20 protein-coding genes are annotated in these 20,341 nt (G+C 44.2%); 3 read left to right on the forward strand and 17 right to left on the reverse strand.

Going from position 1 to position 20,341, the window contains the following annotated elements; all coding sequences use genetic code 11:
- Positions 1 to 67: 67 nt before the first annotated feature.
- The 3 genes from ACXAH2_RS09545 to ACXAH2_RS09555 all read left to right on the forward strand — a co-directional run bounded on the left by ACXAH2_RS09545 (position 68) and on the right by ACXAH2_RS09555 (position 4,078).
- Positions 68 to 946: a LysR family transcriptional regulator gene (locus tag ACXAH2_RS09545; protein ID WP_475078146.1), complete on the forward strand. Its 879-nt coding sequence runs from the start codon at positions 68 to 70 to the stop codon at positions 944 to 946.
- A gap of 145 nt (positions 947 to 1,091) precedes the next feature.
- Positions 1,092 to 1,733 carry a class I SAM-dependent methyltransferase gene (locus ACXAH2_RS09550; protein WP_475078147.1) on the forward strand — a complete coding sequence of 214 codons (642 nt, stop codon included), beginning with the start codon at positions 1,092 to 1,094 and terminating at the stop codon, positions 1,731 to 1,733.
- Positions 1,734 to 1,855: 122 nt separating this feature from the next.
- Entirely contained in the window at positions 1,856 to 4,078 is a 2,223-nt protein-coding gene (locus tag ACXAH2_RS09555) for a YgiQ family radical SAM protein (protein WP_475078148.1), read from the forward strand.
- A 68-nt stretch (positions 4,079 to 4,146) separates the two neighbouring features.
- On the opposite strand, the gene ACXAH2_RS09560 is transcribed toward ACXAH2_RS09555, so the two are convergent.
- The 17 genes from ACXAH2_RS09560 to sufC all read right to left on the reverse strand — a co-directional run bounded on the left by ACXAH2_RS09560 (position 4,147) and on the right by sufC (position 20,334).
- Entirely contained in the window at positions 4,147 to 4,746 is a 600-nt protein-coding gene (locus tag ACXAH2_RS09560; RefSeq protein ID WP_475078150.1) for a hypothetical protein, read from the reverse strand.
- Positions 4,747 to 4,971: 225 nt separating this feature from the next.
- Positions 4,972 to 6,312 (reverse strand): ribosome biogenesis GTPase Der, encoded by a 1,341-nt coding sequence (der, locus tag ACXAH2_RS09565; protein ID WP_475078151.1) that lies wholly within the window; start codon positions 6,310 to 6,312, stop codon positions 4,972 to 4,974.
- Between the two features lie 84 nt (positions 6,313 to 6,396).
- Entirely contained in the window at positions 6,397 to 7,530 is a 1,134-nt protein-coding gene (gene bamB, locus ACXAH2_RS09570; RefSeq protein ID WP_475078152.1) for an outer membrane protein assembly factor BamB, read from the reverse strand.
- Between the two features lie 2 nt (positions 7,531 to 7,532).
- The gene (locus ACXAH2_RS09575) at positions 7,533 to 8,174 is read right to left on the reverse strand and encodes a YfgM family protein (RefSeq protein ID WP_475078154.1); all 642 of its coding nucleotides are present in this window, start codon (positions 8,172 to 8,174) and stop codon (positions 7,533 to 7,535) included.
- Positions 8,175 to 8,220: 46 nt separating this feature from the next.
- Positions 8,221 to 9,504 carry a histidine--tRNA ligase gene (hisS, locus tag ACXAH2_RS09580; RefSeq protein WP_475078156.1) on the reverse strand — a complete coding sequence of 428 codons (1,284 nt, stop codon included), beginning with the start codon at positions 9,502 to 9,504 and terminating at the stop codon, positions 8,221 to 8,223.
- A 9-nt stretch (positions 9,505 to 9,513) separates the two neighbouring features.
- The gene (ispG, locus tag ACXAH2_RS09585) at positions 9,514 to 10,626 is read right to left on the reverse strand and encodes a flavodoxin-dependent (E)-4-hydroxy-3-methylbut-2-enyl-diphosphate synthase (RefSeq protein WP_475078157.1); all 1,113 of its coding nucleotides are present in this window, start codon (positions 10,624 to 10,626) and stop codon (positions 9,514 to 9,516) included.
- 8 nt (positions 10,627 to 10,634) lie between these two features.
- Entirely contained in the window at positions 10,635 to 11,864 is a 1,230-nt protein-coding gene (locus ACXAH2_RS09590; protein WP_475078158.1) for a RodZ domain-containing protein, read from the reverse strand.
- A 1-nt stretch (position 11,865) separates the two neighbouring features.
- Positions 11,866 to 12,465, reverse strand: coding sequence for a hypothetical protein (locus tag ACXAH2_RS09595; RefSeq protein ID WP_475078160.1), 600 nt, complete (start codon positions 12,463 to 12,465; stop codon positions 11,866 to 11,868).
- 162 nt (positions 12,466 to 12,627) lie between these two features.
- On the reverse strand, positions 12,628 to 13,743 hold the full coding sequence (gene rlmN, locus ACXAH2_RS09600; RefSeq protein ID WP_475078161.1) for a dual-specificity RNA methyltransferase RlmN: 1,116 nt from the start codon (positions 13,741 to 13,743) through the stop codon (positions 12,628 to 12,630).
- 143 nt (positions 13,744 to 13,886) lie between these two features.
- Positions 13,887 to 14,294: a nucleoside-diphosphate kinase gene (gene ndk, locus ACXAH2_RS09605; protein WP_013796955.1), complete on the reverse strand. Its 408-nt coding sequence runs from the start codon at positions 14,292 to 14,294 to the stop codon at positions 13,887 to 13,889.
- A 167-nt stretch (positions 14,295 to 14,461) separates the two neighbouring features.
- Positions 14,462 to 15,613, reverse strand: a complete 1,152-nt coding sequence (locus ACXAH2_RS09610; protein ID WP_475078162.1) for an IscS subfamily cysteine desulfurase — start codon at positions 15,611 to 15,613, stop codon at positions 14,462 to 14,464.
- Positions 15,614 to 15,632: 19 nt separating this feature from the next.
- Positions 15,633 to 16,058, reverse strand: a complete 426-nt coding sequence (locus ACXAH2_RS09615) for a SufE family protein (protein WP_475078163.1) — start codon at positions 16,056 to 16,058, stop codon at positions 15,633 to 15,635.
- Positions 16,059 to 16,170: 112 nt separating this feature from the next.
- The gene (sufT, locus tag ACXAH2_RS09620) at positions 16,171 to 16,701 is read right to left on the reverse strand and encodes a putative Fe-S cluster assembly protein SufT (protein WP_475078165.1); all 531 of its coding nucleotides are present in this window, start codon (positions 16,699 to 16,701) and stop codon (positions 16,171 to 16,173) included.
- A 5-nt stretch (positions 16,702 to 16,706) separates the two neighbouring features.
- Positions 16,707 to 17,057 carry a HesB/IscA family protein gene (locus tag ACXAH2_RS09625; protein WP_475078167.1) on the reverse strand — a complete coding sequence of 117 codons (351 nt, stop codon included), beginning with the start codon at positions 17,055 to 17,057 and terminating at the stop codon, positions 16,707 to 16,709.
- An 8-nt stretch (positions 17,058 to 17,065) separates the two neighbouring features.
- The gene (locus ACXAH2_RS09630) at positions 17,066 to 18,283 is read right to left on the reverse strand and encodes an aminotransferase class V-fold PLP-dependent enzyme (RefSeq protein ID WP_475078169.1); all 1,218 of its coding nucleotides are present in this window, start codon (positions 18,281 to 18,283) and stop codon (positions 17,066 to 17,068) included.
- Between the two features lie 11 nt (positions 18,284 to 18,294).
- Positions 18,295 to 19,554 carry a Fe-S cluster assembly protein SufD gene (sufD, locus tag ACXAH2_RS09635; RefSeq protein ID WP_475078170.1) on the reverse strand — a complete coding sequence of 420 codons (1,260 nt, stop codon included), beginning with the start codon at positions 19,552 to 19,554 and terminating at the stop codon, positions 18,295 to 18,297.
- 3 nt (positions 19,555 to 19,557) lie between these two features.
- Positions 19,558 to 20,334, reverse strand: a complete 777-nt coding sequence (sufC, locus tag ACXAH2_RS09640) for a Fe-S cluster assembly ATPase SufC (RefSeq protein ID WP_475078172.1) — start codon at positions 20,332 to 20,334, stop codon at positions 19,558 to 19,560.
- Between the last annotated feature and the right edge of the window lie 7 nt (positions 20,335 to 20,341).

A 20,341-nucleotide genomic window follows, 5' to 3' on the forward strand; every position in this document is an offset into this window, starting at 1 on the left:
AGCACTATACGCCTGAGCAAAACATCAATAAAATATATCTGACTTATCAAAATCATAAGAGTTATTGATGGATATAAAACCCCTTCGCTATTTGATCAGTATTGCGCGCACTGCCAGCTTTACCCAAGCCGCTAATGAGTTTGGTGTAGCACAACCCGCTGTCAGCATGGCCATTAAAAAACTGGAAAAAGAATTTGGTTTAACCCTAATTCACCGTGCTGATCGCAATATTAGTTTGACCGATGAAGGTAAGAAATTGTTAGTGCATGCGCAAAAAATCGTTCAAGCAACCGACGAAGCCTTACTGGAAATGTCTGAGCTTAATGGCCTAGAAAAAGGCGAAGTGCGAGTAGGCATCCCAAGTATGTTGGGGTCATATTACTTTCCCCCTATTCTGATGGGCTTCCGCAATCAATACCCTAATATTACCTTAACCGTAATCGAAGGTGGCACTTGGCAATTACAGCAAATGCTCGAAAGAGGCGAATTGGATTTAAGTGTCATTGTGGCAGAAAACCTACCCGAAACCCTGGCAGGGGAGCATCTTTTAGAAGAGGAAATGCTGGTCGTCGTAAACGAAGAACATGCTTTTAGCCAACTGGAAAAAATTCCACCGGAGACTTTTTTCCAAGAAGAATTAGTCATGTTTAAAGAAGGTTTCTTCCATCGACGAATTGTCGACAAATTAGCAGCACAAGTTGGCATAAGCCCGAACATAGGGTTCGAAACCAACTTAATTCCTTTGATCAAATCCATCACTCAACAAGGGTTTGGTATCTCCACCATGCTAGCCATGGTCATTGAAGAAAATGAACAGCTTCTTACCCGCTCTTTTGATCCACCAATCTGGTTAGATTTGAACATAGCATGGCGCAAGGACAGCTATCTATCCAAGGCCAATCAGGCTTTCTTAGATTTTGTTTGTCAACACGGCAAAGCACAATAATCTAGTTCGTTTTTACACATTTCGACATGATTTACCACATAAAACCACAAGTAAAATAACCTATAATAAAGTACATATTATCGTATTATTCTGTATGTTAGTTATCCCCCTTGTTTAATAACTTATCATCATTAAAGAGGTCACCATGATTACCAATGAGTTTTGGTTAGAGCGTTGGCAAACTGGTCGTATTGGCTTTCATTTAGAGGGTGTTAACCCAAAATTAGTGGATTATTGGCCTACTCTTACGAAACAAAGTCGAGTATTGGTGCCTTTATGCGGCAAAACCAATGATATCATTTGGCTTGCTGAACAAGGCTATCAAGTCACGGGCGTCGAAATTTCTTCCCTTGCCATCATTGAATTCATTGGTGACAACGATCTGACCTATGAGACTGAGCACAAAGGTGAAATAAAAATTTACCATATCAATGAATTACCCATTCGTTTGATCGAGGGTGACTATTTTCATTTTCAAGAAAACCAATTTGATGCCTGCTATGACAGAGCCGCTATGGTTGCCATGCCCATCGCTCTGCGCAAAAAATACGTGGAACATACCTTAGCAAGATTAGCCGATGATGCCTTCGTGTTACTCATTGCATTGTATTATGAAGGTGATAAACAAGGCCCACCATTTTCTGTTGATGATAAAGAGATAACAGGACTTTGGGGCAATAAAATTCGTAAATTGGCCAATGAAAATCTCATAGAGACCCAAACAGAGTATCGTGACAGTCTTTACACTCTGTATGAAGAAAGTGTTTGGCATATTGATCAAAATTAAACCAACTTCTTCCCCAACAAAGACTATTTACTCAAGTCTTTTTCTGGGATAATGCCGCCCATTACATAAGGTAAAATTATCCATTGTCATAATTCCTGCGGTTCATCTAGCCAGAGCACATCATGATCAAACGACACAAGACAGCAAAACACTTATTTTCCTACCCAGCGTATTGGGCAGAGTGTTATGGTGTTTCACCTTTTCTGCCCACCACTCGCGAAGAAATGGATGCCCTAGGCTGGGACAGCTGTGATGTGATCATAGTCACAGGGGATGCTTATGTCGACCATCCCAGTTTTGGCATGGCGGTATTGGGTCGCTTGTTGGAATCCAAAGGATATCGTGTCGGTATTATTGATCAGCCTAACTGGCGTAATACCGATGACTTTATGCGTTTAGGTCGTCCAAATCTGTATTTCGGTATTACGGCTGGCAACATGGATTCCATGATTAATCGTTATACCGCAGATTTGAAAGTACGTAATGATGACGCCTACACACCTTATGGCAAAGGGGGTAAACGGCCTGATCGAGCCGTAATTGTCTACTCACAACGTTGTAAAGAAGCCTTCAATGATGTGCCTGTGATGATAGGCGGCATCGAAGCTAGCCTTCGTCGCATTGCGCAATACGATTATTGGAGCGATGAAGTACGTCGTTCTGTATTGATTGACTCCACGGCAGACATCTTATTATACGGTAATGCGGAACGCGCCATGTTGGAAGTCACTCATGACATTGCCATGGGCAAAAGCATGAAAGAACTGACCAACATTCGTGGTACCACCATAGTGCGGGATACGCCTCCTGGTGGCTTTACCGAAATCGATTCCACTCGCGTTGATTGGCCAGGTAAAGTTGACAAGATTTACAGCCCATACGAATACATTCCTGAAGGCAAATGCCAGACGGAAGAAGAATCAGACGTAATGCCAATTCGTGTCATCCCAGCGCCTTTACGTCGTGGTGAAAAGCTGGACGCGGAAAAAACTTACATTCGCCTCCCCTCTTTTGAAAAAGTGTCGAAAGACCCAGTATTGTACGCGCACACCTCACGTATCTTGCATTTAGAGTCCAATCCTCATAATGCGCGAGCGCTTATTCAGAAACATGGCAAAAAAGAAATCTGGGTAAATCCACCGCCGATTCCATTGGAAACAGATGAAATGGATGGGGTTTTTGATCTTCCTTATGCCCGTGTTCCACACCCTAAATACAAAAAAGCCCGAATTCCAGCTTACGACATGATCAAGACTTCCATCAACATCATGCGAGGCTGCTTTGGTGGTTGTACCTTCTGTTCCATCACAGAACATGAGGGACGAGTCATTCAATCGCGTTCACACGAATCCATCTTGAATGAAATCGAGGACATCAAAGCCAAAGTACCCGGCTTTACGGGCCACATCTCTGATCTGGGTGGACCAACATCGAACATGTACACCTTGAATTGTAAGGACGACGAGATTCAAGCTTCTTGTCGAAAACTGTCATGTGTTTATCCGACAATCTGCTCAAATCTAAACACAGACCATAGCCCCACAACCGAGTTGTACCGTAAAACACGAGCAGTCGAAGGCATTCATACTGTCTCAATCGCATCAGGTTTACGTTACGATTTGGCGGTGGAAGATCCCGAATACGTTCGAGAACTGGTGACTTATCACGTTGGTGGTCTATTAAAAATTGCCCCAGAACACTCAGAAACGGACACCTTGTCTAAGATGATGAAGCCAGGGATGGGCTCCTATGATAGATTCAAGCGCATGTTTGATAAGTATTCAAAAGAAGCGGGCAAGAAACAGCATTTGATTCCCTATTTTATTGCCGCCCACCCAGGCAGCTCTGATGAAGATATGATGAATCTTGCAGTATGGTTGAAGACACATGACTTCAAGCCCGATCAAGTACAAACCTTCTATCCATCGCCTATGTCACTAGCGACGGCCATGTATCACTCAGGTAAAAACCCACTAAAACAAGTAACCTATAAGAGTGAGGATGTATACACACCAAAAGACTATGAGCAACGTCGTGTACAAAAAGGTTTCTTGCGATACCATGACCCTAGCAACTGGAAAGCATTAAGAGACACCTTAATCAAAATGGGTCGATCCGACTTAATTGGTCATGGTGCGAACAAGTTAGTACCACCTGCTGAACAAGATAAACGCGCCCCACGCCGTCCTAAAAATGCCAAACCAGGACAAGGCACAGGGGCTTCTCATAGCTCTAATCGTCCAACCATGGCGAAAAACTTAGCAAATGAAAAAGCGCGTAATAAAGCTAATAAAAATCGCTCTCAAGGAAAAGTGACGGGCAAACAAAAGTCCAGAGCGCGCTAAAAGCCCCCTAATATCGACAAACTCTACTAGGGGAATTTTTTAACGTTTGAGATGACGCCATTCAAAAATTATTGATGGAGTTTACGACGATACGCCAAGGCTAATTCCATAGCGGAAATGAAAACCAATGTGTAACCTAGGGTTTCAATGCCTTCTTCCACTATATTTTTTACCACTCGCATATAAGCGTCGCCCATTACGGCTTCCCAAAAGGAACCACGCCCCATTAATCGAGAGAAGCCTAGAATGGTCACAAAGCCCGCCAGAAAAGTCCCAAAACTCGCGTGCTTTGCATATTCCTGCATAGAAGGATAGATAACTTTAAATTGCCCCCACAAGAAAATAACCACACACAACAAGATCAATAGCACCACGGTTTGCCAAGCGCCATCAAACACATACTTATCCAATAATGAGTCCGATTCTCGTACGAACATCATTGCCATTAACGCTGCCAGTAAAGTCGTCGCAATCTTAAGTGCTTCAGAACGGCGAGATACATACAAAAACAACATACAGCTCATAAAGGACATAAAATCCTGCAGATGCTCAGTGACCGAATGCTCACTGTATTCAGCTGCGGATAAGTGCTGATAGCCTTCTATGGAAATAAGTTGTGCAATAACAGAAACCAAAACCAGATAAATAAAACCACGTAGAAACAACATAATATTCCCCATACTAGATGCGGAAATACTAGTGAAAAAAAAGTGAAAACTCGACATAGCACAAGTAAATGACACTATTATTACTGCATTCATCCTTTGAATATTTCATTTATGCTAAAAAGGGAATAATTTGATAAATTGTGATCCAAATAAAAAAGCCCTGTTTTCAGTGACTAACGATTGGGATCAGTTCACAAACAGGGCTTTCTCGTCTTAACGACTAGGCTATTTCTTCTTCGGTGCGAAGGGGTTATCCGACGATTTGAACTCAAAAATAATGGGGGTTCCTGTCACTTTTAATACCGTACGGAACTTATTCTCCAAGTAGCGTTTGTAGCTACCAGGAAGCGAGTTAACTTGATTCCCGTGCACCACGATACGCGGTGGGTTCGAGCCACCTTGGTGAGCATAACGCAATTTAATACGACGACTGTTCACCATTGGTGGTTGGTGTTCAGCCACAGCATCCTCCAAAATACGTGTTAAACGGTTGGTTGACCATTTCGCGTAACAGGAGTCATAAGTGGTTTCAATGGTGTCATATAGATCCCCCACACCTGTACCATGCAATGCCGAAATGTAGTGAACTTTTGCGTAAGGTACAAAACCTAAACGACGCTCAACTTCGCTCTTAATGTGCTCACGCTCATCTTTCTGTAAGCCATCCCATTTATTGATGGCAATGATGACACCACGACCAGCATCCAGCACATACCCTATCATGTGCAAATCTTGCTCTACTAAGTCTTCGTGGGAATCAATGACCACAATCACCACATTAGCATCTTGAATGGCTTGCAAGGTTTTCACAATAGAAAACTTCTCTACTGCTTCCTTTACATGTTTACGACGTCGAATCCCCGCCGTATCAATCAGGGTATAGTCTTTATCGTGTCGTGAATAAGGAATATACACACTGTCCCGTGTGGTACCCGGCATGTCATAGACCACTACTCGATCTTCACCCAGCATGCGGTTTACTAAGGTAGATTTCCCCACATTTGGACGCCCCACCACACCAATCCGAATACCTTTGGCATCCAAATCAATTTGATTTTTAGCTTCTTCCACCTGCTCAGTAAAGGGCAGCATTACCCCATCAATTAATACATGAACGCCTTTACCGTGAGCTGCCGCAATCGGTTGTAATTCACCAAAACCTAAGGAATAAAAGTCCGCTAAGGCGATGTCTTCATTAATACCATCTGTCTTATTGACGACCAAAGTCACAGGTTTATTTGAGCGACGTAAATGATTAGCAATCATTTCATCGGCAGGATTTAAACCATGACGACCGTCAACTAAAAACAGTACAGAATCGGCTTCTTCAATAGCCTGCAAGGACTGGCGTGCCATTTTTTCGTCTATACCTTGTTCATCACCACTGATCCCCCCCGTATCAATGACAATAAACTCATGCCCACCCACTTTGCCGTCCCCGTATTTTCGGTCACGGGTCAAACCAGGGTAATCCGCCACCAAAGCGTCACGAGAGCGTGTCAGCTGATTAAACAAAGTGGATTTGCCAACATTGGGTCTACCTACCAATGCAATAACTGGTATCATTTTTTTACCTTTATAAATAACAAACGGCCACCATCCCAATCAGTGATGGCAGCCCGTTCTAAATTAAATCTCTCGTTGCACAGACTAATAGGTTAACGCTGTGACATCTGAATCCGGTGTCATAATAAATAAGCGTTTGTCTTTGGCTAGCATACGACTTCCTGGCGGTACATCTATTTCATTAGCAAGAGTACGCGCCATAATAGTGCCGCTCTTCATGTCTAATAAGTGAACAAAACCGGCGCGATCCATCAAGGCGAGGTACTGACCAAAAAACTCCGGCGTAATCAGATCACGATCCAATAATGCTGAGTTTTGCCAAATTTCTGTGCCATTTTTTGCATTCAAAGCAATTACCTTGCTTTGCATGTCCACAGCGACCAAAAGATCACCTTTCACCGCTACACCAACGGCACTGGCAATATTACGCTGCCATAACGGTCTACCTGTATTGAGTGACAAAGCCACCAAGGTGCCATTATACGCCACCGCATAAACCACATTATCTTTTACCACTAAACGACCATCTACATCACTTAGCCGTTCAATTTCATAACGCCCTTCCTGCTTCCCAACCACATAAGACCAAACTTCGTCACCAGACTCTAATGAAAAAGCCTTGACCTGACCATCAGCAAAACCACTGACAACCAAACCACCAGCAATGACTGGAGCACTGGTACCGCGAACAGTTAATGCAGGTAAATCTTCCTTTGCACGCCAAAGGGTATTACCACTGTCCGCTTCCAATACGCTCAACCAACCATCAGCCGTTTGTAGCGCCACTTTACCTGCAGCATAAGTCGCTTCCGCTAAAATTTCAGAACTTAGACTCTTTTCCCAAAGCACACTTTTATCGGATAAAGACACTGCAATCAATTGCGCGTCATAGGTACCGAAGTAAATTGTGTCACCTTGCAAAGCCACACCCGAACTGGCTGGATATTTCGTCTCTATTTTGCTGATGACATCACCATCTTGTTGATTCAATACATACAAGGTGCCTTGATCCGTCACCAAATACACTTGATCGTCCTTGGCCACCAAACTAAAACGTTCGCTGGTTTCACCAAAGTCACCATCTACTCCCGTGCGCCAATCCTTATGAAGATCAACTTCATTAACGAGCTTGGGCAATTCTGGTAAAGGCGGACGAGCGTTAGAACAGCCTTGTATGACAAGCACCGATAATAACAGCAGAAAAAGAGACTTTTTCATTATTAACCTTTCACTAAATCCTGAAGTTTGATATCGAGCAGAGGATGATTCACTCCCGTTCCCAGTGCTTCGCTGGCTTTTTCATAGGCTGTACGGGCTTCATCACGCATATCCTGTTGCAAGAAAATATCACCAATAACTTCCTGCTGCTGAGCCAAGTATTCAGGTTGTGTCACTTGTTGTGCATGATCCATAGCCGCTTGATAATCACCTTGTTGCAATAACAAACGAGCAATACGCAAGTTTGCAATAGCAACAAATGAAGCGTCTTCAGTTTGCGTTGCCGCCAACTTCAGTGCCGCTATGGCCGCATCATAATTACCTTGCTCTGCATCCACACGTGCTAAGAACAATTGACCAAACATAGCGTAACCTGTGTCGCTGTAATTCTCAGACAATTGCTGAGCAATATAACTTACGGTTTTCTGGTTATTCTCATCTTCCAAGTTAGCCGCCGCTTCAACCAAGTTTTGGTACAAAGCGGATGCTTCACTTAAATGATTTTCCTGATTAGTCTTCCAAGCTTGCCAACCAAAGTAACCCGCAACCGCAACGGCAACCACCACAAGCAATGCAGTACCGTTCTTTTTCCACCAGGCTTTGAAAGCTTCTATTTGTTCTTCTTCAGTCTTTAATTCAGACACTTTTTACTTCCTCATTAACAGCGTGGCGTCTATTCCACGCTAAGCTTTATATATTTTTCAAACTCTTAACCAAATGCACTGGTAAATTCGCTAAAGCAATTGTCGTTTGCTCACCCGTTTGCATATCTTTCATTTGGCAAATACTTTGGTCCACCTCGTCTTGCCCCATAATCAAGGTATAACGAGCATTTGAACGATCAGCCTTTTTCATTTGATTCTTAAAGTTACCGCCACCACAATGACGCAATACCACTAATTCAGGATTAACCTGTCGAATCTTTTCGGCCAATACCGTTGAAGCTATTTCCGCTTCTTCACCCAAGCTGATGATAAACACATCGGTACGATATTGTGCTTCTTCGGGTACTAAATTCAGCGTTTCCAATAACAAGATAAGACGCTCAACCCCCATGGCAAAACCCACCGCTGGCGTCGCTTTGCCACCAAGCTGTTCCACCAAGCCGTCGTAACGACCGCCGGCACAAACAGTGGCTTGTGCACCCAAATGTGTGGTTACCCATTCAAATACTGTCTTACCGTAATAATCCAAGCCTCGCACCAAACGATTATTAATAACGAAAGGAACGCCGTTGGCTGTCAAAATGGCTTGCAAACGATCAAAGTGTGCACGCGACTCATCGCCAATGAAATCATCAAGACTTGGGGCATTTTTTAATACATCTTGTGTCTTAGCATCTTTTGAATCCAGTATACGCAATGGATTAGTGGTCAAACGACGCTGACTGTCCTCATCCAACTCTGCTTTGAATTCAGTAAGGTAGTTTACTAAGCTGGCTTTGAAGGCTTCGCGCTCAGATGCTAACCCTATGGTATTTAGCTGCAACTCAACGTGTTCAAGCAGTCCCAATTGTTGCCATAGTTTAGCGGACAAAATGATCAACTCAGCATCTATGTCAGCACTTGCCATGCCGAAAGACTCCACACCAATTTGGTGGAATTGACGATAGCGACCTTTTTGTGGGCGCTCATAGCGAAACATAGGGCCTGTGTACCATAGGCGCTGTACTTGGTTATATAACAAACCTGCTTGATCAGCTGCACGCACACAACTGGCTGTACCTTCAGGACGCAAAGTCAAAGACTCACCATTACGGTCCTCAAAGGTGTACATTTCTTTCTCAACGATGTCGGTGGTTTCACCCACACCGCGTTTGAACAAATCTGTATTTTCCACGATAGGAAAACGAATTTGCTGATAGCCGTAGGATTTAACAACATCAGCCACTGCCTTTTCTAAATACAACCAGACAGAAGATTGATCAGGAAGGATATCGTTCATCCCTCGGATCGCTTGAATTTTACGAGCCACTATGGATCCTTAATTTTTAGCAATAATGTTGGCCATTTCTTGCTCTTTAAGAATGGCCTTCTCGCGAATTTTTTTCTCTAAATCGTCTACCAATGACAGGTTTTTGGTTTTACTATGAGGCTTACCATCTTGATAAATAAGATTGTTCGGAGTGCCGCCAGTCAGACCAATATCGGCTTCTTTGGCTTCACCTGGACCATTCACCACACAACCAATCACCGCCACATCCATTGGAATCGTCACGTCTTCTAAACGTTCTTCCAATTCATTCATGGTTTTGATGACATCAAAATTCTGACGCGAACAACTAGGACAAGCAATAAAGTTAATGCCGCGATTACGCAATTTCAAACTGCGTAGCATATCCCAACCTACTTTGATTTCTTGCACTGGGTCGGCTGCCAAAGAAACGCGCAAAGTATCGCCAATACCATCCATCAGCAACAAGCCAAGGCCAATCGAAGATTTTACCGTACCTGAACGTAAACCACCGGCCTCGGTGATACCAAGGTGGAGAGGGTTATCTATCTGTGAAGCAATTTTACGGTACGCTTCAACCGTCATGAAAATATCCGATGCTTTTAAGCTCAACTTATATTCATGGAAATCTAATTCATCAAAATACTGAATTTGGCGAAACGCGGACTCCACTAGAGCATCAGGAGTGGGTTCACCATATTTCTTTTGCAGATCTTTCTCAAGCGAGCCAGCATTGACACCGATACGAATCGGAATATTTTTATCGCGAGCACAATCTACAACAGAACGCACCCTATCTTTGTTACCTATATTACCCGGATTAATTCGTAAACAATCCACACCATATTCGGCAACTTTTAAAGCGATCTTGTAGTCAAAATGAATGTCTGCAACCAAGGGCACGGAAACCGCTTGGCGAATTTGCTTAAAGGCTTCCGCGGCGTCCATGGAAGGGACAGATACACGAACAATATCCGCTCCCGCTTCGGTAATCGCTTTAATCTGCGCTACTGTTGCCTCTACATCACAGGTTTCTGTGTTCGTCATACTTTGAACACTGATTGGCGCACCACCGCCAACTGGCACATCCCCAACCATAATCTGACGGGAATGGCGACGTTTTATAGGTGATTCAAAATGCATATCTTTCTCTACTTGAGCTCAAAACGAGCCAAATCTTGGCGAACGAAAGGGGAAAAATCAAATGATTGGCCTTTGTACTTCAATGAGGAAACGCCTCTTGAATACCCAAACACCACTCGATATGGTGCTTCGCCAGTTAACGTCAATTCACTGCCAGCCGTTTTTACACCAGAAAACAAAATCTTACCACTTGCATCACGAATCTCTGTCCAGCAATCATCATCATACGAAATGTCAATGTCATCTAAATAGAAAGCTTGTACTTTTTGTTCAACAGGCTCTTCTATTTTTTCCTGAGAAGCTTTCACCACTTCATCAGGGCTAACACCCGCTTCTTCTAGTAACGCCACCGTTTCTGGAGACAAACCCGTTACCACATTATCTGTTTCTGGTTGACTACTAGGAGAAACGTCTTCCGCATCGGTTTGGGGTTGCTGAGTTTCCGCTTGTTGAATTGTTGCCACTGACTGTTCATCCGGCTCAGTACTTGCAGACGCTGCAACGTCAGGTGTAATTTCGTTGCTTTGAGTGGTTTCAGTTGTCGCTTGTTGTTCTACTGCTGTTGAAGGTGCATCCACCTCACTAATAGCTTCATCAGAACTCTGCGAAGGCCACCAAAAGACGAAGAAGAGTAATACCGCAACGATCACTGCGGATATGAAGATCACTATTGGATCACCAAGGTGGGACTGTTTTTGTACCACTTTATCAACAGGCTGAATGCTCGGTTTACCTTGAGATTGACGCTGATCGAATGCAGCTAACATCTCTTTGCTGTCGATATTTAAAAAACGACAGTAGCTTTTTAAGAAACCACGCGCAAAGGTCATAGAACGAAAATAACTGAAACGACTCTCTTCTAAGGCTATTACCTGGTCAATGGTCAGCTTCAATTCGGTCGCTACTTGTCGAGAATCTAAACCTAATTCTTCACGTTTCGTTTTTAGTATTTCACCAATATCGACTGTTTGCTCTTCAACTAAAGCGTCTTCATCGAGCATTTTGTCGTCAAAATCATTCTCTTCAGCAGGGTTAGATACAGCATCCTCTAGGATTTGAGGGTCATCTTGCTCAACTGTCATTTCTGTTTCGTTTGCATCTGTGATCTCAGTATTTAGCGAATATTCTGCCAAATCGGATTTTGTTTCTTCGGTGTTCAATGTCAAATTATCCACAGTGCTTTCTTTTTCAAAACTTTCTTGTTCAAAAGGAGTGTCTAGTTGCTTATCAGTTGTCATGTCAATACCTTGAGCCATTGAGGCATGTAAAATCACTCGCATATGAGTATTTTGTCGCGTCATCCTCGTGTCGATTTATATACTTGGACAAACAGGTAAACTCATCAAAATGCGCCCATCCTAGAGCGATGCTGGCCTGAGCTTGGATATTATTAAAAATTATGCGAGCTTTGTCATTATTACCTTGTATTAAAACAAGATTGAGCTCAGTCAGCAAACCTATAACAGGCAAATCTGCGATTTCTTTTGCTCTTACTATGTGCTTCTTGGCTAAATTTACGTCTTCCTGACGTAAGGCGCAGCGCGAAAGGTTTATTTGAACAGATTGACGCGGTAACAATGCAATTTTCTCAGCCTGTTGAAAAAGCCCGCAGGCTTCCTCCCAACGATTTTTTGCTCCCAATATCACACCATAATTATTGAGTAAAAAAGCATCCATTGGGGACCTTTTTAATCCCTCTTGCGAAACCTTTTCAGCCATTTCAAAATCTTTTAATGTCAGCCAATATAAACTGTTTAAACGCCAATATTCTTGTTGCTGATCCACCTCATCAATACTGTCTAATTGTTGCTTAGCAAGCGACAGTTGCCCAAGTAACAAATGCGTCTGAATAAGAGATAAACGTTTACTGACGGGAAACGAGGTTTGGTGAACATACTTATCAGAGCAAGCTGTTAGCCACACCAAAAGCAACAGCCACCCCAAGTTCCTATGTAACATAAAGACATCCTTGTCTTATCGATTTATATGATTAAAGAAAAGTTAACCTGATACTTCACGTAACTCTATATACCTCTGACTTCGGCGAGTCTTATCATGGAAATCCCCCACTAATTGGCCGCACGCGGCATCAATATCATCCCCACGAGTAGTTCGAACCGTCACTGTATAACCCGCATCAGCGAGTATCTTTTGGAAGCGACGCGTACGATTATTGGAAGGTTTCTCATAACCTGAATGCGGGAATGGATTAAATGGAATTAGATTGATCTTACATTCCAAATCCTTGAGCAATTTCGCCAATTCATGAGCCTGCTCTTCATTGTCGTTGACGCCAGACATTAAGGTGTACTCAATCGTAATGTGACGTTTGTCTGGCAAATTTGCTAGATAATGCTGGCAAGCTTCCAGTAATTCAGCAATGGGGTATTTACGGTTAATCGGCACCAACTCATCACGCAACGGGTTATTTGGCGCGTGCAATGAAATGGCCAAAGACACATCCGTGCGCTTAATCAATTCGTAAATTTTAGGCACCACACCCGATGTACTCAAGGTGACTCGACGCTTTGACAATCCATAAGCGTTGTCATGCATCATGAGGATCATGGCATCGACCACTGGTTCGAAGTTCATCAAAGGCTCACCCATGCCCATCATCACCACATTGGTCACACGGCGCGGACCGTTCGGGTCCATCGGTCCAAAGGATTTTATAGCAATCCATAACTGCCCTATGATCTCAGCAGGCGTCAAATTACGGTTAAAGCCTTGCTTACCCGTTGAACAAAAACTGCAATCCAATGAACATCCCACTTGGGAAGAAACACACAAAGTGGCGCGATCACCATCGGGAATCAATACGGTTTCAACGCAATCATTTTTACCGCCTTCGGTACGAATGATCCACTTACGCGTACCGTCTTTGGAAATGTTCTGAGACACCACTTCTGGCGCACGAATTTCACAGATATTCTCCAGCTTAGCCCGCAGTGCCTTGCTGACATCTGTCATTTCGTCGAAGTTTTCCGCTCCTTTCTGATGAATCCATTTCATTACCTGAGTGGCACGAAATTTTTTCTCACCGATGGATTCGAAAAATTCAATCAGTTTAGTAGGCGATAAACCCAGCAGGTTTACTTTTTTGGTGTCAGTCATAATTCCAAATCGCTTGCTGTTATAGCGTTAAGTGTAAACGAAAAAAGCTTCTGAAAAGGATTTTCTTTTCAGAAGCCTCTGTAAAAAAGCGGGCTAATGCCCGCCTTTTCAAGTGCGTTGAGCAAAAAGGCTCAAACTGTCAATTACTTACCAAAGAAGTAAGCAATTTCACGGGCAGCAGATTCAACAGAGTCAGAACCGTGTACAGCGTTAGCATCGATAGAAGTAGCGTAATCAGCACGCAAAGTACCAGCAGCCGCTTCTTTAGGGTTAGTTGCCCCCATCAGTTCACGATGACGCAGAACCGCGCCTTCACCTTCAAGAACTGAAACCACAACAGGACCAGACGTCATGAAAGCAACCAAATCTTTATAGAAAGGACGCTCTTTGTGCTCAGCGTAGAAACCGCCAGCCAATTCGTCGTCTAGTTGAATCATTTTAGCTTCAACGATTTTGAAACCAGCACGCTCGAAACGAGTGTAGATTTCACCAATTACGTTTTTCGCTACCGCATCAGGCTTGATGATAGATAGAGTGCGTTCTAACGCCATGATATAACTCCAAATTTAGTTTTTATGGGCGATGGCTAGTTTGACATAAACCATAAAAGCCATGGCCCAGGACTTAAAAGTTTCAGCGCGTGGATTATACGCATCAATTTATGAAAATTGTATGCTCAAACAGAGATATTTTTCGATTTTTGCGCTTTTTCTTTCACTCAGGCCGCTCTCAAAGCAGTGACAGCCTTTTTAATTGTCTCAATAGCAAAATCCACGTCTTCTTGAGTCGTAAAACGACCTACCGATAAACGCAGAGAGCTGTGTGCCAAACTGTCATCCAAACCTAAAGCACGCAACACATAGGACGGCTCCAAACTGGCTGAAGTACAAGCAGAACCGGATGACACTGCAATATCACTCAGCGACATCAATAAGACTTCACCATCCACCTGCTCAAAGCCAACATTAATCACACCGGCTACCCGTTGTTCAGCATCACCATTTAAGTGAACACCGCCCAATTCAGTCAAACCTTGCCATAAACGTTCGCGCAGCGCTTGAATTCGCGCGCAATCACTTTCCATATCTTGGACAGCAATACGAAAAGCCTCTCCCATACCAACAATCTGATGGGTTGCAAGTGTCCCCGAGCGCATACCTCGTTCGTGGCCACCGCCGTGAATTTGCGCTTCCAACTTAACCTTAGGTGAACGACGAACATACAAAGCACCAATACCTTTTGGGCCATAAGCTTTGTGCGCGGTTAGTGACATCAAATCCACATTCATAGCATTCACATCAATCGCCACTTTGCCGGTGGTTTGCGCTGCATCGACATGAAGGAAAACCCCCTTTTCACGCGTCAACTTTCCTATTGCTGCTATGTCGGTCAACACACCCAATTCATTATTACCATGCATTAGGGAAACTAAAATGGTGTCTTCTTTCATCGCTGCTTGTACTTGCTCTGGGGAAATCACCCCATGCCCATCTGGCAGCAAGTAAGTGACTTCAAAACCTTCTTTTTCAAGCTGTTTGCAAGGATCAAGTACCGCTTTGTGCTCTATCATAGAAGTAATGATGTGACGCCCTTTCTGGCGATAGGCCTGCGCAACACCTTTTAAAGCCAGATTATTCGCTTCTGTCGCCCCAGATGTCCATACAATCTCACGCGCATCGGCATTAATAAGACTTGCCACCTGTAAACGCGCTTCTTCAACCGCTTCTTCCGCACGCCAACCATACATATGTGAACGTGAGGCAGGATTGCCAAAATTGCCATCTTGAGTCAGACACGACATCATTTTCTCAGCGACTCTTGGGTCCACTGGCGTGGTAGCTGAATTGTCTAAATACACTGGAATATTCATTGAATTTCTTCCCACTTTTTTACGCAGCAGCCTGCGCTATCCCTTGAATACGCGTAACAATGGATCGCAAGCCATTACCGCGAGTTGGACTAAGATGACGCTCTAAATCCAACTCAGAGAAATAATGAGCAATATCAAAATCAACAATTTCCTGTGGCGTTTTATGATCAAATGCTGCCAACACCAGACCTAATAAACCGCGCACGATAATGGCATCACTGTCGACGGCAAAAGTCAGCACCTCCCCTCTTTCAGCATCTTGTGCATTGCCCGGCTGAATCCACACACTGCTTTGACAACCTTTAACCAAACGCTCTGGTGTTCGCCACTGCTCTGCAAATTCAGGCAGAGACTTACCTAAATCAATAATGTATTTGTATTTATCTTCCCAATCATCAAAAAAAGAAAGATCATCAATAATGTCATCTGTGCTTGGTAAAGACATATATCCTCTCGACCGTCGCTGCCCAATGGCAACATTTAAAAATAAAAACGACCTTAATGATACCATTAAAGTCGTTGCTATCCTTCTTAGAAAACCGCCTTTAAAAATCGAATCAAAAAAACAAGCCGGCTTCTAATTGTGCTTCTTCACTCATCATGTCCCGTGACCAAGGTGGATCAAATACCAGATCTACTTTAACCTCTTCAACATTAGGTACTTTCTCAACTCGATACTTAACATCGCTGACCAACACAGGCCCCATACCGCAGCCCGGTGCCGTTAAGGTCATCTTGATCAAGACTTGTTTATGGGCTTGATCGAGGGTCACGTCATAGACCAACCCCAAGGAAACCAAACTAATTGGAATCTCAGGATCATATACCGTATCTAAAGCTTGCCAGACTTGCTCTTCATTAATCTCAGTGGAACCCAAATCCTCAAAGCTTAGCACTTCAGCTTGCTGACCTATAGCATCGGCATCGGTACCATCAATGCGTAGCATGTTGCCTTGCCAAGTCACTGTATAATTGCCACCTAAGCTTTGATTAATGGTAATAAACTGACCTTCAGGAATAACCGTAGGCTCACCACTTGGCACACGTCGAGCAGGGCAATCCCGCTGTGTCACAACCATTTTCTGCATGAAATTTAACTCACACTAAAGCTTTCGCCACAGCCACACTCAGCCACAACGTTTGGATTATTAAATTTCACAACTTGGTTTACGCCTTCGCGCACCAAGTCAATTTCCGTGCCTTTCAACATGGTCATGGAATCCGCACCAACGGCTAACGTCACATCACCAAAAGTTAAAATAGTGTCTTGCTCTTGCGCCTGTTCAACAATATCCAGCACATAAGCAAAGCCGGTACAACCACTTTCCTTTGTACTAAGACGAATCACATTACCCGGCAGATTAGCCAGTTTTGAAGCAAAGTATTTCTCTGCTTTCGGTGTCAAAGAGACACTGGAATCTGGGTCAAATGTCGTAACTGTCATAAAACCTCCTACGCCAACATAGAGCGCACTTTTTTCAGCGCTGCAAACAAGGCATCCACTTCCTCTAACGTGTTATAAATCGCAAAGGATGCACGCGCAGTGCCCGGCACATTAAAACGTGCCATTAAGGGTTGAGCACAATGATCACCCGTTCTTACCGCAATACCTTGACGGTCCAATAAGAAACCAATGTCTGCTGGATGACCTTGATCCAGCACGAAGCTCAATACGCCAATTTTATGTTTGGCTTTACCTATAATGGTCAAACCTTCGAACTCATTGGCCAACTGAGTGGCGTGCTCTAACAAAGCTTTTTCATGGTCTGCAACCGCCTTTTGATCCAAGGCAGTAAACCAACGAATGGCTTCGCCCATAGCAATGGCATCAGCCACATTGGGCGTACCTGCTTCAAATCGATAAGGCAAAACATTCCAGGTTGCGTCTTGCAAGGTAACCGTAGCAATCATCTCACCACCAGTACGCCATACAGGCCAATCCGCCAACACAGCCTCTTTACCCCACAACACACCAATCCCCATCGGGCCATAGAGCTTATGCGCTGAGAAAACATAAAAATCACAACCTATGACTTGCACATCGGCCCAGCCATGAGCCGCGCCTTGCGCGCCATCAATCAGTACCCATGCTCCCACTTGTTTAGCTTGAGCTGTCATCTGTTGCACAGGATTCACTGTACCCAACGCGTTTGACACGTGAGGAATGGCAACAAATTTTGTCTTCTCACCAAGCATATCCACATAAGCAGCTTGATCTAGCTCACCCTCATCGGTCACAGGCACGATTTTTAAGGTCGCACCTGACGCTTTACATGCTTGCTGCCAAGTCACCAAATTCGCATGATGATCCATACCAGTCGCAATCACCTCATCGCCCGGCTGCAACAATTTGCCTAACCCGTTAGCAACAATGTTAATGCCTTCGGTGGTGCCCGTTGTCCAAATCACTTCTTCACGCTTGGGCGCATTAATAAAGTCTTTGACTATGTCTCGCGCGGCTTCAAAGCGACGAGTCGCCTCGTCAGCTAAACGATGCGCACCTCGGTGCACATTCGAGTTACAACTTGTGTAGTAATCCACCAAGGCATCAATAACACACTGCGGCTTTTGTGTTGTGGCCGCGTTATCAAGATAAACCAAAGGTTTACCATCAATTTCGCGCTTTAATATAGGAAACTGTTCGCGCATGGCGGATACATCAAAACTCATTCTTACCTCGCTTACTTCACTTCCATTTGCGCAAAGCGCTCACGGATAACAGGACGAATCCATGCAGCTAAGTCTTCATTCGGCATTAGATCAATTAACTCGTTAATAAAGCCGAAGTTCAACATCACCTGAGCTTTGGACTTGCTCACCCCACGTGTTTGCAAGTAATACAGTGCCTGTTTATCAATTTCAGCGACCGTTGCACCATGCGCACAACGCACGTCATCTGCGTAAATTTCCAACTCTGGCTTAGTGTTGATTTCTGCTTTATCAGACATCAACAAATTGCGGTTATTCAATTCCGCCAAGGTCTTTTGTGCATCACGATGAATGTGAATACGACCGTTAAATACCGCACGCGCCTGATCGGCAACAATGCCTCGCACATTTTCTTCTGTGGTGCCATTTGGCATAGCATGTTCAACCGTGGCATGCAGATCAAATAGCTCTTTGCCGTCCAGTAAATGCATGGCATTTAACTTAGCGTCAGCGTATTCACCACCGTGGATAATGTCGGTATCCAGACGCGATAAATCACTGCCGAATGCCACGATGGTACTGTGCATTTTGGATTTATCACTTAATTGGAAATGACTGCCACCCAAGCAAACATTCGACCCGGTTTGCAAAGCAAAGCGATAATGCTCCAAACTCGCATCCGCGGCCACATCGTATTCCACGAAAGCGGTACTTAAGGTTTCACCTTGACCTTGAATGTCTTCAATGACCGCCAAGCTGGCACCTTTCTCCAAACGCACCAAAACCCGGGTATGAGATTCCGCACCTTGACTGATCAGCGAACTAATACGCAAAGGCCGATCAATCTTGGCATGTTCAGCCACACTGACGATGACCACATCTTGTACCAGTGCATCATTGATCAAACCAAACAAATGACGCTCAGGCTTGATGCTTGAAAAAGCTCGCAATGCGATCGCTTGCTGGGTTTCAGAAAGATCTTGCCCCAACTGCACCGTCAGACCTTGCGGCAGCTCTTTTGCGGATTGCAAAGCATCAAACTGACCATTGACGAACACCAATTCAAGCGGCGTCACATTCGGAATCGTATTGGGTGATAAACCAGCGACCACAGACATCACTTTGGCATTGGAACGCTCAACAGAACGCAAGGGTGTATAACGCCAAGCTTCTGTTTTACGGGTTGGCCATTGAGTGGTTGCAAGCAGATCAAGAGCATGGCTGCGCTTTGGCGCTAACCAATCTTGTGTCTCTTGCCCACGAGCAATGGCATTTGCTAACCATTCACTCATGTCTTAGCCCTCTAACTCATCTTCAGTTGGCGCGGTTTGCAACCAAGCATAGCCTTGTGCTTCTAGCTCATGGGCCAATGAAGCGTCACCTGACTTAACAATTTTTCCGTCAGACAACACATGAACATAATCTGGCTTAATGTAGTCCAAAAGACGCTGGTAGTGAGTCACAACAATGAAACTGCGATCAGCAGAACGTTGGCTGTTCACTCCTTCGGCAACGACTTGCAGGGCATCAATGTCCAAACCAGAATCCGTTTCATCCAAGATGCATACTTTTGGTTTCAACAACAGCATTTGCATCAGCTCGTTACGCTTCTTCTCACCACCAGAGAAACCTTCGTTGACACCACGTTTTAAGAAAGAAACTGGAAGGTTTACTTGCTTACAAGCCGCTTTGGCTTCTTTTAAGAAATCAGCAGAAGTCACTGGCTCTTCACCACGGGCTTCACGCTGAGCGTCCACAGCCGCTTTAAGGAATTCCAAGTTACTTACACCAGGAATTTCAACTGGGTATTGGAACGCCAAGAAAAGGCCAGCACGAGCACGTTCTTCGGTTTCCATTTCCAATAAATCTTCGCCATCCAGCGTCACGCTACCACTTTCAACCGAGTAGCCTTCACGTCCAGAAAGCACGTAACCCATGGTACTCTTACCTGCACCATTCGGTCCCATAATAGCGTGTACTTCACCTGGTTTGATCTCCAGATTTAAGCCTTTGATGATGTTCTTTTCTTCCACGTTGGCGTGAAGATCTTTGATCGACAATAAATTCGACATTACTTAA

The sequence above is a fragment of the Marinomonas sp. ABL3_031 genome, from assembly GCF_056161265.1.

What these genes read in the sequence shown, in the direction of transcription:
- ACXAH2_RS09545 (WP_475078146.1), top strand. Translation starts at nt 68, where the DNA reads ATGGATATAAAACCCCTTCGCTATTTGATCAGTATTGCGCGCACTGCC.
- ACXAH2_RS09550 (WP_475078147.1), top strand. Translation starts at nt 1,092, where the DNA reads ATGATTACCAATGAGTTTTGGTTAGAGCGTTGGCAAACTGGTCGTATT.
- ACXAH2_RS09555 (WP_475078148.1), top strand. Translation starts at nt 1,856, where the DNA reads ATGATCAAACGACACAAGACAGCAAAACACTTATTTTCCTACCCAGCG.
- ACXAH2_RS09560 (WP_475078150.1), bottom strand. Translation starts at nt 4,746, where the DNA reads ATGTTGTTTCTACGTGGTTTTATTTATCTGGTTTTGGTTTCTGTTATT.
- der (WP_475078151.1), bottom strand. Translation starts at nt 6,312, where the DNA reads ATGATACCAGTTATTGCATTGGTAGGTAGACCCAATGTTGGCAAATCC.
- bamB (WP_475078152.1), bottom strand. Translation starts at nt 7,530, where the DNA reads ATGAAAAAGTCTCTTTTTCTGCTGTTATTATCGGTGCTTGTCATACAA.
- ispG (WP_475078157.1), bottom strand. Translation starts at nt 10,626, where the DNA reads ATGCATTTTGAATCACCTATAAAACGTCGCCATTCCCGTCAGATTATG.
- ACXAH2_RS09590 (WP_475078158.1), bottom strand. Translation starts at nt 11,864, where the DNA reads ATGACAACTGATAAGCAACTAGACACTCCTTTTGAACAAGAAAGTTTT.
- rlmN (WP_475078161.1), bottom strand. Translation starts at nt 13,743, where the DNA reads ATGACTGACACCAAAAAAGTAAACCTGCTGGGTTTATCGCCTACTAAA.
- ndk (WP_013796955.1), bottom strand. Translation starts at nt 14,294, where the DNA reads ATGGCGTTAGAACGCACTCTATCTATCATCAAGCCTGATGCGGTAGCG.
- ACXAH2_RS09610 (WP_475078162.1), bottom strand. Translation starts at nt 15,613, where the DNA reads ATGAATATTCCAGTGTATTTAGACAATTCAGCTACCACGCCAGTGGAC.
- ACXAH2_RS09615 (WP_475078163.1), bottom strand. Translation starts at nt 16,058, where the DNA reads ATGTCTTTACCAAGCACAGATGACATTATTGATGATCTTTCTTTTTTT.
- sufT (WP_475078165.1), bottom strand. Translation starts at nt 16,701, where the DNA reads ATGCAGAAAATGGTTGTGACACAGCGGGATTGCCCTGCTCGACGTGTG.
- ACXAH2_RS09625 (WP_475078167.1), bottom strand. Translation starts at nt 17,057, where the DNA reads ATGACAGTTACGACATTTGACCCAGATTCCAGTGTCTCTTTGACACCG.
- ACXAH2_RS09630 (WP_475078169.1), bottom strand. Translation starts at nt 18,283, where the DNA reads ATGAGTTTTGATGTATCCGCCATGCGCGAACAGTTTCCTATATTAAAG.
- sufD (WP_475078170.1), bottom strand. Translation starts at nt 19,554, where the DNA reads ATGAGTGAATGGTTAGCAAATGCCATTGCTCGTGGGCAAGAGACACAA.
- sufC (WP_475078172.1), bottom strand. Translation starts at nt 20,334, where the DNA reads ATGTCGAATTTATTGTCGATCAAAGATCTTCACGCCAACGTGGAAGAA.